The organism is Nocardiopsis sp. NPDC055879 (assembly GCF_053615935.1).
In genome coordinates this window covers 177,010-193,248 of the sequence record NZ_JBSHCT010000003.1, presented here as the reverse complement: position 1 = coordinate 193,248, position 16,239 = coordinate 177,010, and the positions used below count along the sequence as shown (strand labels likewise).

At 68.3% G+C, this 16,239-nt stretch carries 14 protein-coding genes; 4 read left to right on the top strand and 10 right to left on the bottom strand.

Annotated elements, in window-relative coordinates; genetic code table 11:
- Positions 1-147: 147 nt before the first annotated feature.
- The 4 genes from ACWGKS_RS04865 to uvrB all read right to left on the bottom strand — a co-directional run bounded on the left by ACWGKS_RS04865 (position 148) and on the right by uvrB (position 5,156).
- Positions 148-1,071: a hydroxymethylglutaryl-CoA lyase gene (locus tag ACWGKS_RS04865; RefSeq protein ID WP_452456862.1), complete on the bottom strand. Its 924-nt coding sequence runs from the start codon at positions 1,069-1,071 to the stop codon at positions 148-150.
- 102 nt (positions 1,072-1,173) lie between these two features.
- The gene (locus ACWGKS_RS04860; protein ID WP_452456861.1) at positions 1,174-2,169 is read right to left on the bottom strand and encodes a GNAT family N-acetyltransferase; all 996 of its coding nucleotides are present in this window, start codon (positions 2,167-2,169) and stop codon (positions 1,174-1,176) included.
- A gap of 300 nt (positions 2,170-2,469) precedes the next feature.
- Positions 2,470-2,910 (bottom strand): DUF3060 domain-containing protein, encoded by a 441-nt coding sequence (locus tag ACWGKS_RS04855; RefSeq protein ID WP_452456926.1) that lies wholly within the window; start codon positions 2,908-2,910, stop codon positions 2,470-2,472.
- Between the two features lie 152 nt (positions 2,911-3,062).
- Positions 3,063-5,156, bottom strand: a complete 2,094-nt coding sequence (gene uvrB, locus ACWGKS_RS04850; protein ID WP_452456860.1) for an excinuclease ABC subunit UvrB — start codon at positions 5,154-5,156, stop codon at positions 3,063-3,065.
- A 133-nt stretch (positions 5,157-5,289) separates the two neighbouring features.
- Here uvrB and ACWGKS_RS04845 point away from each other — a divergent pair, with 133 nt between their 5' ends.
- Positions 5,290-6,381, top strand: coding sequence for a hypothetical protein (locus tag ACWGKS_RS04845; RefSeq protein WP_358510669.1), 1,092 nt, complete (start codon positions 5,290-5,292; stop codon positions 6,379-6,381).
- A 3-nt stretch (positions 6,382-6,384) separates the two neighbouring features.
- Here the strand turns inward: ACWGKS_RS04845 and ACWGKS_RS04840 are convergent, their stop codons facing one another.
- The gene (locus ACWGKS_RS04840) at positions 6,385-6,822 is read right to left on the bottom strand and encodes a MarR family winged helix-turn-helix transcriptional regulator (RefSeq protein ID WP_358510672.1); all 438 of its coding nucleotides are present in this window, start codon (positions 6,820-6,822) and stop codon (positions 6,385-6,387) included.
- Positions 6,823-6,965: 143 nt separating this feature from the next.
- Here ACWGKS_RS04840 and ACWGKS_RS04835 point away from each other — a divergent pair, with 143 nt between their 5' ends.
- Complete coding sequence (locus tag ACWGKS_RS04835) at positions 6,966-7,322, top strand: hypothetical protein (protein ID WP_358510675.1); 357 nt, start codon at positions 6,966-6,968, stop codon at positions 7,320-7,322.
- 92 nt (positions 7,323-7,414) lie between these two features.
- Here the strand turns inward: ACWGKS_RS04835 and coaE are convergent, their stop codons facing one another.
- From coaE to polA, 5 genes are all read right to left on the bottom strand, one after another.
- Positions 7,415-8,017, bottom strand: a complete 603-nt coding sequence (gene coaE / locus ACWGKS_RS04830; protein WP_358510678.1) for a dephospho-CoA kinase — start codon at positions 8,015-8,017, stop codon at positions 7,415-7,417.
- A gap of 33 nt (positions 8,018-8,050) precedes the next feature.
- Entirely contained in the window at positions 8,051-8,548 is a 498-nt protein-coding gene (locus tag ACWGKS_RS04825; protein WP_358510681.1) for a GNAT family N-acetyltransferase, read from the bottom strand.
- 106 nt (positions 8,549-8,654) lie between these two features.
- Positions 8,655-10,154, bottom strand: coding sequence for a 30S ribosomal protein S1 (rpsA, locus tag ACWGKS_RS04820; protein WP_452456859.1), 1,500 nt, complete (start codon positions 10,152-10,154; stop codon positions 8,655-8,657).
- Positions 10,155-10,569: 415 nt separating this feature from the next.
- Positions 10,570-11,013, bottom strand: coding sequence for an alternative ribosome rescue aminoacyl-tRNA hydrolase ArfB (arfB, locus tag ACWGKS_RS04815; RefSeq protein ID WP_358510685.1), 444 nt, complete (start codon positions 11,011-11,013; stop codon positions 10,570-10,572).
- 26 nt (positions 11,014-11,039) lie between these two features.
- Complete coding sequence (gene polA / locus ACWGKS_RS04810) at positions 11,040-13,802, bottom strand: DNA polymerase I (protein ID WP_358510688.1); 2,763 nt, start codon at positions 13,800-13,802, stop codon at positions 11,040-11,042.
- Positions 13,803-13,876: 74 nt separating this feature from the next.
- Here polA and ACWGKS_RS04805 point away from each other — a divergent pair, with 74 nt between their 5' ends.
- Together ACWGKS_RS04805 and ACWGKS_RS04800 are read left to right on the top strand one after the other, a co-directional pair.
- A complete protein-coding gene (locus tag ACWGKS_RS04805) occupies positions 13,877-14,305 on the top strand; it encodes a PaaI family thioesterase (protein ID WP_358510691.1) in 429 nt (142 codons plus the stop codon).
- Between the two features lie 383 nt (positions 14,306-14,688).
- Positions 14,689-15,936: an ABC transporter substrate-binding protein gene (locus ACWGKS_RS04800; protein ID WP_358510694.1), complete on the top strand. Its 1,248-nt coding sequence runs from the start codon at positions 14,689-14,691 to the stop codon at positions 15,934-15,936.
- Positions 15,937-16,239 lie beyond the last annotated feature (303 nt).

The following is a 16,239-nucleotide window of genomic DNA, read 5'->3' as shown; positions in this document are numbered from 1 at the left end:
AACAGGCCCCCCGTTCGCCCACACCGGGCCAACTGTTCCCACCCTCGTTCTGTTCCCCGCCACCACCCGAAAGCCCACTCACAATGACCACCACGTCGGCGTTTTCGCGTGTCATCACCGTTGGTGTGGTGGCGAAGGCAACACCGCTCAGGCGGGGAAGTTCCCGGCGCGACCCAGGTAGGCGGGCGGGGACTTGGCGAGCCGCTCCCCCATCCAGTCGCCCAGGGCCGCGGCCTCCGACAAACTCACACCGGTGCGCAGGCCGCTGCGGTGCAGCAGGTAGAGCAGGTCCTCGGTGCCGATGTTCCCGGTGGCGGCGGGGGCGAAGGGGCACCCGCCGAACCCGCCGAGGCTGGAGTCGAGTACCCGCACGCCCTCCTCCACGGCGGCCAACGCGTTGGCGTAGCCGGTGTTACGGGTGTTGTGGAAGTGACAGCGCAGGGTCCGCCCGGGCGCGGCCTCGGCGGTCAGCCGCAGCAGTTCACGGACCTGGGAGGGCACACCCACGCCGATGGTGTCGGCCAATGCGATCTCCACCGCGCTCGTCTCGGCGATCCGGCGCACCACCCGGGCGACCCGTTCGGGGGCGACCTCGCCGTCGAAGGGACAGCCGAAGGCGGTGGAGACGGTGACGCTCAACGGCACACCGGTGCCCTGGAGGGCCTTGTCCATGTCGACCAAGGCGTCGAGCATCTCCTCGACCGTGCTCCCCTGGTTGCGGACGCTGAACCCGTCGGTGGCCGGCACCGCGACGTTGACCTCCGACACCCCGGCGGCCAGGGCCCGGTCCAGGCCGCGGCGGTTGAGCGCCAGTCCGATGAAGGAGACCCCCGGATCCCGCCGGACCCCGGCCATGATCTCCTCGGCCCCGGCCATCTGCGGTACCCGCTTGGGGTTGACGAAGCTGACGGCCTCGATCCGCCGCACCCCGGCGGCGACCGCCCGGTCGATCAGTTCGATCCGATCCTCGACCGACAGCACGGTGGACTCGTTCTGCAGGCCGTCACGCGGTCCCACCTCGACGATCTCCACGTGCTCGCCGCCCTCGGCCCCACGGTCGTTCGTGGTCATCAGGTCCACCTCTCACGCTCCGTCGCGTCTCGCGCCCCCAGGTTAGGGGAGGGCGAGGGTGACCCCCATCACCGGGGGTCGGAGTGCGACCCTCGCCTCTGGTCAGCGCAGGGCGAGGGCGGGACGGACCTCCCACGTGGTCCACACCGGCCGGTAGCCCATGCGGTGCCAGAACGGCCCCGACAGCGGGTTCATCGCGGCGTAGTTGAGCACCGACACACCCACTCCGTGGCTGTCCAGCGCCTGGTGGGCCTGGCTGACCAGGGCGGTGCCGATCCCGTGACCGCGCTCGGCGGCGGTCACCACCCCGTAGCCGATGTGGGCGATCGGGCGGGCCCGCACCAGGGACTTGGCCCATCGGGAGCGTTCGGGCGGGGAGACCCACAACAGGCCCACGGCACGGCCGCGGCGTTCGGCCAACCAGATCCACGAACGGGATCGGTTCAGCGCCCGGGCGGCCACCTTGCGGGTCTGCTCGGCGGTGTCGGGCTGCAGGAAGACCCCGCCGAAGTGCTGTTCGTAGCGGTGCTCCTCCATCAGCAGGCCGACCACCTGGGTCAGGTCACTGATGTCGGCGAGCCGGATGGCCACGTCGCGTGGGGGCAGCGATGGCGGCACCCCGCGTCGGCGTTGGCGCGCCGCGAGCACGGTGTAGGGCTGTAGGCCGTGGCGTTGCAGCGGGATGATCCCGGTGACGTCACGGGCGGGCCAGCTGACCAGGGCCGCCGACTCCGAACCGGTGCCGGAGGGCAGGTCCTCCAGTTGGTCGCGCCAGCTGGTGAGCAGTGAGTCCAGGGCACGGGCCGGTTCGGGGCCACCGACGATGGGGGTGAGCCAGTGCTGGTCGGGCACGCCCCAGATCCGGCCGACCTCGCCGGGTTGGTACCAGGTGTAGTGCATGCTGCCCGCGGCGACGGGGAGGCCGTCCTCGTCGCTGACGGTCAGGAGCGGGTAGGAATCGGGGGCGAAACCCACGGGTTCGGGTAGCAGGGGGTCGGCCTCCGCCCAGCGTTGGGCGGCCGAACGCACCAACGGGTCGAGTCCGACGTCGCCCCCGGGCGACTCATCATGTCGCACCCGTGCGACATAACCGCTCATCCACCCCTCCCATAGCGGGTTCTTCCCAAGTGAACACCCTCGGTTCTGGCGCGGACCGAGCCGCGGTCGCCCTCACACCACGGCGCGGACATAACGGTGTCTGAGGGACCAGAACGACCGTACCGCCTCATCGCGGTACCGGCACACGGAATCGGAGAATCGGGCGGTGGTCCGGCATCATCTCCCGTACCGCGCGGAAGGACGGGCTCTACGGTAACGGATCTCGGATCACTCTCGGGTGGCGGGTCGGTGTATCGATAGACACGAAGTCGCCCGCGTGACGGGCGATCCCGCCGAAGGTCAGCCCTCGTCGTCGCCCGCCGCGTTGACGGTGGTGTTGCGCCCCTGGTTGATCACCTCGGGATCACCCTCGGCGAAGGTGATCTCGTTGTCCACGCCCACCAGGACGATCTTCTCGGCGCTGCCGACATCGACGACCGACCCCCGGCCGGTGGCGCGCACCACCCCGCAGTCGCCGGCGAGGACGACGGTGGCGCGGTCCGCGGAGACCACGACCTCCCGTTCCTCGCAGTCCTCGCGCACGTCGGTCCCGTCGTCGACCACGAGGATCACCTCGTCGTCGATGACGTTGCCCTCGGGCTCGCTCGTGGTCTCCTGCCCCTGCCCGGCCTCGGGTGAGGGGGCGCTCTCCTCGGGGGCCGCCCTGCCCATGTCGCACCCGGCCAGCAAGGAGCCGAGCAGGACCGCGCCCCCCATACCTTTGAGCACCCGACCGAGCATGGAACTCTCCCACCAGAAAACGGCAATCACGACATACCTCTTGGATAAAACCCAAGACTATGTCACGCGAAGGTAACTACGCGACCTAAGCGTTCTGTGATCGTTTCCGATTCGATACATTCCGATCGGGATCATCGGGGCACCCGAGGTTGTCACTTCACCCCGGCGGCGTCCATGCCACGAAGCTCACGCTTCAACTCACCGATCTCGTCGCGCAACCTCGCCGCCAACTCGAAGTGAAGATCCGTGGCGGCCTGGTGCATCTGCTCACCGAGCTGCTCGATGAGACCGGCCAGCTCGGCCCGCGGCATGTTGGCCACGTCCGCCTTCTCACCCAACGCCGGCACCGGGGCCTTCACGGACTTGCCCCCCTGCCGATAGCCGGTCGCCATGAGCTCCTCGGTGTCCACGTCCTCGCGGTTGAGGGTGTCGAGGATGTCGGCGATCTGCTTGCGCAACGGGGTCGGGTCGATGCCGTGCTCGGCGTTGTAGGCCAACTGCTTGTCCCGGCGCCGATTGGTCTCCTCGATGGCGGCGCGCATGGAGTCGGTCACGTGGTCGGCGTACATGTGCACCTGACCGGCCACGTTACGGGCCGCACGACCGATGGTCTGGATCAGCGAGGTCTCCGAACGCAGGAAACCCTCCTTGTCCGCGTCCAGGATCGCCACCAGCGACACCTCGGGCAGGTCCAGGCCCTCACGCAGCAGGTTGATGCCGACCAGCACGTCGAACTCACCCACCCGCAGCTCGCGCAGCAGCTCCACGCGCCGCAGCGTATCCACCTCGCTGTGCAGGTACCGGACCCGAATACCCATCTCCGCGAAGTAGTCGGTGAGGTCCTCGGCCATCTTCTTGGTCAAGGTGGTCACCAACACCCGCTCGGAGCGCTCGGCCCTCTCCCGGATCTCGTGCACCAGGTCGTCGATCTGACCCTCGGTCTCCTTGACCAACACCTCGGGGTCCACCAGACCGGTCGGGCGGATCACCTGCTCTACCACCTCGCCGCCGCCCTGGCGGAGCTCGTACTTGCCCGGCGTCGCCGACAGGTACACCGACTGGTCGATCCGCTCGGTGAACTCCTCCCACTTCAACGGCCGGTTGTCCATCGCCGAGGGCAACCGGAACCCGTGGTCCACCAGGGTGCGCTTGCGCGCCGCGTCCCCCTCGTACATCGCGCCGATCTGCGGAACCGTCACGTGCGACTCGTCCAGGACCAGCAGGAAGTCCTCGGGGAAGTAGTCCAGCAACGTGTTGGGGGCGCTGCCCGGAGCACGGTCGTCGAAGTGCCGCGAGTAGTTCTCGATCCCCGAGCAGGTGCCCAGCTGACGCATCATCTCCAGGTCGTGGGTGGTGCGCATCCGCAGCCGCTGCGCCTCCAGCAGCTTGCCCTGCCCCTCCAGTTCGGTGAGCCGTTCCCCCAGCTCCGCCTCGATCGTGGCGATGGCGCGCTCGGTGCGCTCCTCACCGGCCACGTAGTGCGACGCGGGGAAGATGAACATCTCCTCGCTCTCCCCCAGCACCTCCCCGGTGAGCGGGTGCAGCGTCATCAGCCGTTCGACCTCGTCACCGAACATCTCGATGCGGATCGCCAGCTCCTCGTAGACCGGGATGATCTCGATGGTGTCCCCGCGCACCCGGAACGTGCCACGGGTGAAGGCGGTGTCGTTGCGCGAGTACTGCATCTCCACCAACCGGCGCAACAGGTCGTCCCGGTCGACCTCCATGCCCACGGCCAACCGGGCCATCCGGTCCACGTACTCCTGTGGCGTGCCCAGACCGTAGATGCACGACACCGACGCCACCACGATGGTGTCGCGCCGGGTGAGCAGCGAGTTGGTCGCCGAATGCCGCAGACGCTCCACCTCGTCGTTGATCGACGAGTCCTTCTCGATGTAGGTGTCGCTCTGGGGGACGTAGGCCTCGGGTTGGTAGTAGTCGTAGTACGAGACGAAGTACTCGATCGCGTTATTGGGCATCATCTGCCGCAACTCGTTGGCGAACTGCGCGGCCAGGGTCTTGTTCGGCTGCATCACCAGCGTGGGCCGCTGCAGCCGCTCCACCGTCCACGCCACCGTGGCCGTCTTACCGGTACCGGTCGCGCCCAACAGCACCGTGTGCTCGCGCCCGTCCCGCACCCGTTCACTGATCTCCTCGATCGCGCGCGGCTGGTCGCCCGCGGGGGTCATCTCCGAGACGACCTCGAACGGGGCCTCACTGCGTTTGATGTCGCTGACCGGTCTCACTAGCCCTCAAATCTCCCGTCGAACCGTCCCCTCATCCCAACGCTACAGACCGCCTCTGACATCCCTGGCCGAACGACTCCTCGGCGTTACCATCGAAAGAAGCGAAAAGTGCCCGAAAAGTGAGGTACGCGCTGTGTCCCACCCCTCCAGACCCACCTTCGACCCGGCACTTCCCGCCAGGACCATCGAACGGCTGCGCGCCCACACCGACCGGCTCGTCCCCGCCACCAAGGCCCGACCACGCCGCCCCACCTGGCGCGAGAGCGCCCTGGGCCTGCTCCTGGGAAGTACCTCCGCCGCCGCCCTCGCCCTCCTCGTCGACTCCCTCGTCGTTCCGCTGACGGTCCTGTTGTGTCTGGGAGGGACCGTTCTCCTTCTCGGGCTGGTCGCCCGCCGAGGCGGCGTCGCCGATGACTGGCCCGACCTGATCATGCACGCGTTCTGGGCGTTGCCCACCTCGCTCGCCGGGGTCCTGGGCGCGCACTGGATCGCCTCCGAGGCCCTGGGCACCGCTCTACCGGGCGACCCGGCCCTGGCCGCGCTCTACCTCGTCACCGGCGCGGCCGGAAGCGCCGCCATCATGCGCCCGGGTATGCCCGCACGCCTGGCCACCGAACACCACGGCCGATACGTACTGCCCGAGGACTTCGGCCGTCCCTCCTCCCTCGCCACCCGCCGCGAGGAACCCGAGGCGCACCTCTTCGCACGCCTGCAACAGACCACCGACCGGGTCGAGGAGGGGCGACGCGTCCTCGGCCACTCCTTCGACGCCTCTCAGACCCTGCCCCTGTTACGCCAGGAGGAATGGCGCCTGTCCCAGGAACTGCTGCGGCTGCGCTCCTTACGCCGGGAACTGGTCCAACGCCGCAAGGACGCCGTTTCCGACCAGGTCACCCGTGCCCTGGCCCCGCAGTCCGAAGCCGTCTCCCGCGCCCACCGGGCGCTCTCCCGCCGGGTCGACGAACTCGCCGCCTACGGCGAACGCGTCCACGCCGCCGTCCTCGCCCACCACGAGTGGCAACAGTGCCAGGAGATCGCCGACCGGGCCGCCGACTACGCCGACCTGGCCCTCACCTCCGGCCAGGACCCCACCCCCACCGAGGAACTCGACTCCAGTCTGTTGAGCGTGCGCGCCGCCCTCAGCGTGCGAGAGGACCTGGTCCGCGAGGCCGTGGCGGCGGGCACCTCACTCTCCGAAACCTTGGACGAGGAACCCGAACCCTAGAGGTCACGCGGCCCGGAAGGCCGCCTGTACGGTCTCGCCGATCCGCCGTTGGATCGGATCGGCCTCGGCACCGAAAAGCCGTTCGTCGACGGTACCGACCACTCGCATCGCCTCGCCCAGGATCCGCCGCCCCTCGCCGGTGAGCGTGATCCTGGAGGCGGCACCGGCGCGGGCCGTGTCGTCCCGTACCAGGCCGGCGGCCTTGAGCGCCTTCACCGCGGTGTGCGTGCTCTGGACCGTGATGTTCGACATCCGGGCCAGGTCACTGAACGAGGCACCCGGAACACTCGCGATGTGCCCGAGCAGCCCGAGCCGACCCACCGTCAGTTCGATTTCCGAGAGGGCATCGCTCAGCTCCGACTCGATCGTCCGGGCCAGCGTGAGCAACAGCACCGACGTGCTCGTCACAGGGGCGCCCGGCCACACTTCTTCGTCCACCATGGCCCCATTCTCCTCCAAGGTGAACCCCGACCGTCTCCGATGAGCCGCGCTGCTATCCTTCAGCTTGCCTGAAGGTTGGTGGTGGCGAACACGCGAGCCACCGTTCCCGACCCGCCCCTCTCATCCGAACGGAACTCGTGTCCATGCTCGAAGTCATCCAGTCGTTTCTCCTGACCGCTCACCTGTTCGGCATGGCAACGATCGTCGGCACGTTCTTCGTGCAGATGCGTCGGAGCACGGGCTTCGCCACCGGTCTCATGCTCGGAGGGGCGGTCGTCCAGGTCGCCACCGGCATGGCGTTGGTCGGCGTCGGCTACGCGACGGGCGCCGACGTGAACCACGCCAAGATCGCCGTGAAGCTCGGTATCGGGGTCACCGTGCTCGTCACGGCCCTCCTGGCCGCACGCGCTCAGAGTCGCGAAGGCAGGGTCAAACCCATGTTCCACACCGCGGGAGGGCTGGCGACCGTGAACGTGCTGGTCGCCGCGCTCTGGCAGTGATCGGGCACGAGCCCCTACCCGAAGGCACCGGGCACCGGTGTCCTGTTCGGTGAACCACGGGAGGTCGTCGGTTCGGGCCCGGGGAACACCGCCTAGCCGGCGCGGTCCAGGAGCTCACTCCACAGTTCGGCGGCGCGTTCGGCCAGCTCCTCACGGGTACCGGAGTTGTCCACCACGAAGTCGGCGGCGGCCAGGCGCGTCTCGCGATCGGCCTGGGCGGCTATGCGGGCCCATACCTGTTCACGCGGCATGCCGCGGTCACGGGAGACGCGTTCCACCCGTACCTCGTCGGGGGCGTCGACCACGACCACCACGTCGTAGAGGGACTCCAGACCGTTCTCCACCAGCAACGGGACGTCGTAGACCACGACCTTGGCGCCGGATTCCAACGCCTCCTCCATCAGCCGGCCGCTACGCTCGCCCACCCTGGGGTGGACGATGGCGTTGAGCCGAGCCAACCGGGTCTCGTCGGCGAACACCAGCTCACCCAGCCTGGGCCGGTCCAGCCGACCCTCGGGGGTGAGCACCCCTTCCCCGAACTCGGCGACGACCTCGGCCAGCCCGGGGGTCCCCGGCTCCACCACCTCGCGGGCGATGGCGTCGGCGTCGATGACCACCGCCCCATAGGAGGCCAACGCGGCCGAGACCGCGCTCTTGCCCGAACCGATCCCGCCGGTGAGTCCCACTTTCAGCATGCGCCAAACCCTAGAGGTCGGAGTGCGCGATCGTCACACCGACCCCGCCGTCACCCGCCCCAGTTCCTTGCGCATGTGCACCATCACCAGGTGGTCGGCGACGCGCTCCCGGTGTGTCTCGGCGTAGCCCAGCCGACGGTAGAGGCGCTGTTCGGTGGTGTTCTGCGCCCCCGAGAACAGGGTCAACGCCGCAAGCTCCGGGCGACGGCGCCGCAGGTCCTCCTCCAGCCGCTCCATCAACGCCCGGGCGATCCCGCGCCCGCGCACGTCGGGGGCCACGACCAGGCGACCCACCACCCCGGTCGTGTCGGTGGTCGCCGCGCGCACCGCGCCCACCAGCCGATGACCCACCACCGCCTTGAGCACCAGCGCGTCCCCCGAGGCCAACAGTCCCTCGATCCGGGACAACCCCTCGGTGAGCGGCAGGATGAACGGGTCCCCGTAGGTCTGCGCCTCATCGACGTAGGCGGCACGCTGGAGGGTGAACAGCTCCCCCGCGTCCGCCACGGTGGCCGGGTGGATCTCGAACACGTCGCCTCCTGGTGCGCTCCCCTTCACGGGCTTCAACCTAGAGCCTGACACACGGCGAGGGGCCGCCCCCACCGAAGTGGGAACGGCCCCTCGAACGACCAGAGGCTTAAGCCTCGCCGCCCGCGAGCTTCTCGCGCAGAGCGGCCAGGGCCTCGTCGGAGGCCAGGGCGCCACTGCCGGAGTCGGAGGTGCCGGTGGAACCGGTGCTCTGGGCACCGCCGCCGCCGGTGTACTCTTCCTCTTCCTCCGGAGCAGGAGCGTTGGCGGCGTCGGCCTCGGCCGCGCGCGCCTCCTCGACCTGCTTGCGGTGAGCCTCGAAGCGAGCCTGCGCCTCGGCGTAGCTGCGCTCCCACTCGTCCCGCTGAGCCTCGAAGCCCTCGAGCCACTCGCCGGACTCGGGGTCGAAGCCCTCGGGGTACTTGTAGTTGCCCTGCTCGTCGTAGTCCGCGGCCATGCCGTACAGGGTGGGGTCGAAGTCCACCTGGTCGGGCGAGACGGCCTCGTTGGCCTGCTTCAGCGAGAGGCTGATGCGACGACGCTCAAGGTCGATGTCGATGATCTTCACGAAGATCTCGGTGCCGACCTGGACGACCTGCTCGGGCACCTCGACGTGGCGCTCGGCCAGCTCGGAGATGTGGACCAGGCCCTCGATGCCCTCTTCGACGCGCACGAACGCACCGAACGGAACCAGCTTGGTGACCTTGCCGGGAACGACCTGGCCGATCTGGTGGGTCCGGGCGAACTGCTGCCACGGGTCTTCCTGGGTCGCCTTGAGCGACAGGGAGACACGCTCACGCTCCATGTCCACGTCGAGAACCTCGACGGTGACCTCCTGGCCGACCTCGACGACCTCGCTCGGGTGGTCGATGTGCTTCCAGGACAGCTCCGAGACGTGCACCAGACCGTCGACGCCACCCAGGTCCACGAAGGCACCGAAGTTGACGATCGAGGAGACGACGCCCTTGCGGATCTGACCCTTCTGGAGGGTGTTGAGGAACGTCTGGCGAACCTCGGACTGGGTCTGCTCGAGCCAGGCACGGCGGGACAGGACCACGTTGTTGCGGTTCTTGTCCAGCTCGATGATCTTGGCTTCGAGCTCGCGGCCCACGTAGGGCTGGAGGTCGCGGACGCGGCGCATCTCGACCAGGGAGGCCGGCAGGAAGCCGCGGAGGCCGATGTCGAGGATGAGACCACCCTTGACGACCTCGATGACGGTGCCGGTGACGACGCCGTCCTCTTCCTTGATCTTCTCGATCGTGCCCCAGGCCCGCTCGTACTGAGCGCGCTTCTTGGACAGGATCAGACGGCCTTCCTTGTCCTCCTTCTGGAGAACGAGGGCTTCGACCTGGTCGCCGACGGCAACCACTTCACCGGGGTCGACGTCATGCTTGATCGACAGTTCCCGAGAGGGGATGACACCCTCGGTCTTGTAGCCGATGTCGAGCAAGACCTCATCTCGATCGACCTTCACGATGGTGCCCTCGACAATGTCACCGTCGTTGAAGTACTTGATGGTCTCGTCGATCGCCGCGAGGAAGGCTTCCTCGGACCCGATGTCGTTGACCGCTACCTGGGGTGTCGAGGTGGCCTCGGTGCTGCTCGTCATTTGTGGGTGGACTCCGGATACGGACAGGTTCAGGAAATGGGCACGCCGCGGGCTCGGGCTGTTCGATCCGTCGTCCAGATGTGAGGAGCAGGGGCACATGTACGGAACGAGCCGTCCGTGACCGCCGACTACCTGAGTCCAGAGTGGTGACCGATGCGGTGCAACCCTTCGCCCCCTACGGGGACGACAGACGGCACGCACGAAACCCACAACGCTCTGGCCAGAATATGAGACAAGGGCGTCCTGGTCAATCGGAACCCAGGACCGCCAACCCGACGAAGGGCATATTGGCCGCAACCTACCCGAGCGGGACGGTCAAGATCAACTGGACGACGTCGCATGTCCGACGGTGCTTACCCACCCGTAACCTCATGGCCTTCCCACGGGCCCGAACCGTCCCCGAAGGAGCCGAAGATCACTCCATCGAAGGCCGCGAACGTGCCCGTTTGACCTCGCTCCGGCGCCGTTTGGCGTCCAACCGACGCCGCTTGGCGTTCTTGGAGGGCTTGCGTTCGCGCCGTTCCGGCGGCGGGGGCTCGATCGCCTCCGCCAGGACCGACGCCAGCTTCTCCCGGGCCTCCAGCCGGTTGCGCACCTGCGACCGGTGGGTCTGCGCCGACACCGTCAGCACACCCTCCACCAGGCGCCCCCGCAGACGTTCCAACGCCCGGGCCCGGCGAGTCTCTCCCAGTGCCCGACAGGACGCCACGTCCAGCGACAACGACACCCGGGTGTCGGAGGTGTTGACGTGCTGCCCTCCCGGCCCCGAGGACCGGGAGAACCGCCACGTCAAAGCGTCCGCGGGAACGGTCACGGGCCCCACGGCCAGACCTTTCGTGGTCTCGTCCTGCCCCGCCACCGTTCCCACCCTCTCGATCTTCCGCGCTAGTGCGCGGCGTCGTGCCAGTTCTGTCCGCTGCCGACCGAAACGCCCAGCGGAACACGCAGATCATAGGCCGAGCCCATCTCGTGCGTCACGAGGTTTTCCACCGCCTCGCGCTCACCCGGGGCGATCTCCACCACGAGTTCGTCGTGCACCTGCAGCAGGACACGGGAGTCGTGTCCGCCCTCGGTGAGCGCCGCGTCCACCTGCAACATCGCGACCTTGATGATGTCGGCCGCCGAACCCTGGATCGGCGCGTTCAACGCCATCCGCTCGGCCATCTCCCGGCGCTGCCGGTTGTCGCTGGTCAGGTCCGGCAGGTAGCGGCGTCGGCCCAGGATCGTCTCGGTGTAGCCGACCTTGCGGGCCTGCTCCACCACCGCGTTCAGGTAGTCGCGCACCCCGCCGAAGCTGGCGAAGTAGTCCTCCATCAGCCGCTTGGCCTCGTCCGGAGCGATCCCCAACTGCTGCGACAGCCCATAGGCGCTCAACCCGTAGGCCAACCCGTAGCTCATCGCCTTGATCTTGGAACGCGCCTCGCCGTCGACTTCTTCCACCGCGATGTCGAACACCCGCGCCGCCATCTGCGCGTGGAAGTCGTAACCGCTGTTGAACGCGTCGATCAGCGCCTGCTCGCCGGACAGGTGCGCCATGATCCGCAGCTCGATCTGGCTGTAGTCGGCGGTCAACAGCTCGTCGTAGCCCGCACCGACCACGAACGCCCGCCGAATCCGCCGACCCACGTCCGTGCGCACCGGAATGTTCTGCAGGTTGGGTTCGGTGGAGCTGAGCCGCCCGGTCGCCGCCACCATCTGGTTGAACGTGGTGTGGATGCGGTCGTCGTCGGCGACGGTCTTGATCAGACCCTCGACCGTGGTGCGCAGCTTGGTCTGGTCCCGGTGGTGCAACAGCACCCCCGGCAGCTCGTTGACGGTCTGCCCCGCCAGCCACGCCAGCGCGTCGGCGTCGGTGGTGTACCCGGTCTTGATCTTCTTCGTCTTCGGCAGCTCCAGGTCCTCGAACAGCACCTGCTGCAACTGCTTGGGCGAACCCAGGTTGAACTCACGGCCCACGATCTCGTGCGCCCGCTCCACCGCGGCGCGTCCCGCCGAGGCGAACTCCGCCTGCAACTCCTCCAGATAGGGGCGGTCCGCGGCGATCCCGGCCCGCTCCATCCGCGCCAACACGTCCACCAGCGGCAGCTCCACCTCGCGCAGCAGGTGCGACCCACCACGCTTGCCCAACTCCGCGGCGAGCACGACCGCCAGGTCCCGGGTGGCCGCGGCGCGCACCGACAGCACACGGCCGCGCCCGCCCCCTTCGCCCTCCGAGCCCAGGTCCAGGGCCAACTGATCGCCGTCGGTGTCCTCCTCCAGTTCCCGACCCAGGTACTTGCGGGTCAGGTCGACCAGATCGAACCGGCGCTGCCCGGGCTGGGCCAGGTAGGCGGCCAGCGCGGTGTCGCTCACCACGCCGCCCAGGGACCACCCGTGCGCGCCCAGGGCCAGCAGGGCGCCCTTGTACTCGTGCACCACCTTGGGACGATCGGCGTCGGCGAGGAAGGCCGCGAGCGCATCGGTGTCGGCGACGTCCAGCAGAGTGGGGTCCAGGTAAAGGGAGGCACCGCCGGCGACGGTCACCGCCAGCGCGTCCACCCGACCGGTCCCCCGCCCCCAGGCACCTTCCAGGGCCAGTCCGGCCGGAGCCTCGGTGGTCACACCGTCGATGGAGGCGTGTTCGGTGAGCCAGGCCGCCACATCGCCGGTGCCGGCGACGGTCACGTCCACCTCGAAACCCTCACCGGAGCCGTCGACGCCCTCGCCCTCACCCTGGTCCGCGGTGCGCACCACCGTGTACAGGCGCTCACGCAGGCTGGAGGCGAACTCCAGGTTGTCGAAGAGCGCGTCCACCCCGGCCCGGTCCGTCTCGCCCAGACCCAGCGCACCCACCTCGGCGTCCAGTGGCACGTCGGTGACCAGCTTGTTGAGACGCTGGTTGCGCAGCACGTCGGCCAGATGGTCGCGGAAGTTCTGCCCGGCCTTACCGGTGACCTCGTCGGCGCGCTCCACCAGGGCCTCCAGGGACCCGAACCTGGCGATCCACTTCGCGGCGGTCTTGGGCCCCACCCCGGGCACACCGGGCAGGTTGTCGGCCTTCTCCCCCACCAACGCGGCCAAGTCCCGATAACGCTCGGGCGAGACCCCGTACTTGTCCTCCACCGCCGCCGGATCCATCCGCCGCAGATCCGACAGGCTCTTGCCCGGGTACAGCACCGTGCAATTCTCGGTGACCAGCTGGAAGGCGTCCCGGTCACCGGAGGCGATCAGCACCTCCATACCCGCCTCGCCACCCTGGTGGGCGAGCGTGGCGATCACGTCGTCGGCCTCGAAACCGGGCGCGGACAGGTTGGTCACGCCGATCAACCGCATCAGGTCCTGGGTCAACGGCACCTGGGACGGGAATTCCGGCGGGGTCTCCGAACGGCCGCCCTTGTAACCGTCGTACTCCTCGTCCCGGAACGTGGGGCCGGACAGGTCCCACGCCACCGCCACATGCGTGGGCTCCTCATCACGCAACAACTTCACCAACATGGAGGCGAACCCGTACACGGCGTTGGTCGACTGCCCGGTACTGGTACCGAAGTTCTCCACCGGCAACGCGAAGAACGCGCGGAAGGCCATCGAGTGGCCGTCCAGAAGAAGCAGTCGGGGGCGCCCGCCATCGGCCGGGGCTGTCTGTTCGGGGGTCTCTCGCTTGGTCACCACAAGGGAAATCTTAGGATGCGCTGGGGACACTCCGTGGCCATCACCACGGGAACAGCGGATCGGAAGGCACCACCATGAGCACGCAGGCCCGGGAACTCAAGGAAATGTTGGACTCCGGAACACTCACCGGCGGCCTGGGCGACACCATGGGCATCGAGGTCACCGAGGCTTCACCCGAACGCGTCGTGGGTCGCATGCCCGTCGAGGGCAACCGCCAACCCTTCGGACTGCTGCACGGCGGAGCCTCCTGCGTCCTGGCCGAATCCCTCGGCTCCATCGGCTCCACCATCCACGCGCGCCGATTCGGACGCATCGCCGTGGGCATCGAGATCAACGCGACCCACCACCGCTCCGCCACCGAGGGCCACGTCACCGGTGTCGCGACCCCGGTCCACCTGGGACGCACCCTCACCACCTGGGACATCACCATCACCGACGACGCCGGTCGCAAGGTGTGCACCTCCCGTCTGACCTGCATGCTCCGTGAGGCGCCCCAGAACTGAGCGGGACCGGACCCGAACGACAAGCCCACCTTCACGGGCGAACATAGGCGCACTACACGGGCCGGCCGTCACACGTTGACGGTCGGCCCGTGCCATGCCCCGCCGTCATGACAGATTGCAGCCGACCGACCTTTATCAGTCACATTCGTCCAGGAACCAGGCCCAATGGCCCTCACCTTGACCACAGGTTCATAACGGCATGAAAGCGAGTCGGACGCAACCGTCCCCTCCAGCTTCACGTAACGGAACTTCCATGATTAAGCTCCACTAACGCTCCTGATTAAGTCATGCCACACATCGCGGACTTCAGGACGCATATGCATCATCGGCACGGCTGCGCCACGCAGTACGTGCACCGCCGGTTGAACGGAGTGACCACGATCATGGCAAGCAAGAAGGTCCTAGGACTCACTGCCGCGACCGCGGCCCTAGTGCTGGGGCTGACCGCGTGTGGCAACGGTGACGACGGCGGAAGCGGCGGAGACTCCGCGGGCGAGGAATTCACCTACGGCATCATCTACCCCCAGACCGGTGCCCTCGCCTTCCTCGGCCCACCGCAGATCACCGCGACCCAGTACGCGGTCTCCGAGATCAACGCCGCCGGCGGCATCCTCGGCACCGAGGTCCCCGAGGTCGTCGAAGGTGACGAGGCCGCCGACGGCGCCCAGGCCAACGAGGCCGCCAACAGCCTCGTCAACAGCGACGTCAACGCCGTCATCGGCGCCGCCGCGTCCGGTATGACCCAGGCGATCTACGACACCGTCACCGGCGCCGAAATCGTCCAGTGCTCGGGCTCCAACACCGCGCCCGACCTCAGCGACATCAACGACGGCGGCTACTTCTTCCGTACCGCGCCCAGCGACCTGATGTCCGGCCCCGTCATGGCCCGCGAGATCGTCAACAACAACCAGACCAGTGTCGCCATCGTCGCCCGCGCCGACGACTACGGCAACGGCTACCTCGAAGCCGTCCAGAACGAACTCGAGGCCCTCGGCGCGGAGGTCGCGCTCACCGAGACCTACGACCCCGACGCCACCAACTTCGACAGTGTCGTCAACTCCGTCGCCAACGAGGAACCCGACGCCGTCGCCCTCATCTCCTTCGAAGAGGGCGCCCAGGTCATCGCCGAACTCCTCGAAAGCGGCGTCGAGGGCGACCAGCTCTACATCACCGACGGCCTCAACAGCCCCGAGCTGGGCACCACCGTCAACGAGGACGACCCGTCCATCGTCGACGGCATCACCGGCATCGCGCCCGGAGCCGACAACCCCGAGTTCAACGACGGGATCCGTGAGTTCGACACGGAACTGGACGTGTTCCAGTTCGCCCCGCAGGTCTTCGACTGCGTCACCGCCATCGCCCTGGCCGCCGAGTCCGCCGGCTCCGTCGACCCGAGCGTCTACGTCGAACACCTGCCCGAGATCAGCCGCCCCGAAGGCACCGAGTGCAACTCCTTCGAGGAATGCCGCGACCTGCTCAACGAGGACGAGGACATCGACTACCAGGGCACCAGCGGCAACATCGACTTCGACGACAACGGTGACCCCACCTCCGCCACCTTCGAGGTCTTCGGCTTCGACGGCGACACCCATGAGGTCCGGGGCTACGAGGAGTACTCCACCGACGAGTAGTCCCCACACCGGACGCCACGTCCCGAAGTAGCGGACTCATCGACGCACACGCAACACCGCGCCGGGGGTGCGGGGCCCGCGCCCCGCACCCCCGGCGCCATTCCTCCGACCGGCACGGCCGCCACCCGCGCGCCGTGCCTCGTCATATCCGTACAAAATGACCGAGTCCGTGGCACGAACCAAAGCACTCGGCCCGACCGCCACGACCACCGCGATGGTCCTCGCACCCGCCGCCCACGACGGCCGACCCCACGCACGCCGGGCCGGCGCCCACCCACACGCGCGCCGAGCCCACACCGCCCC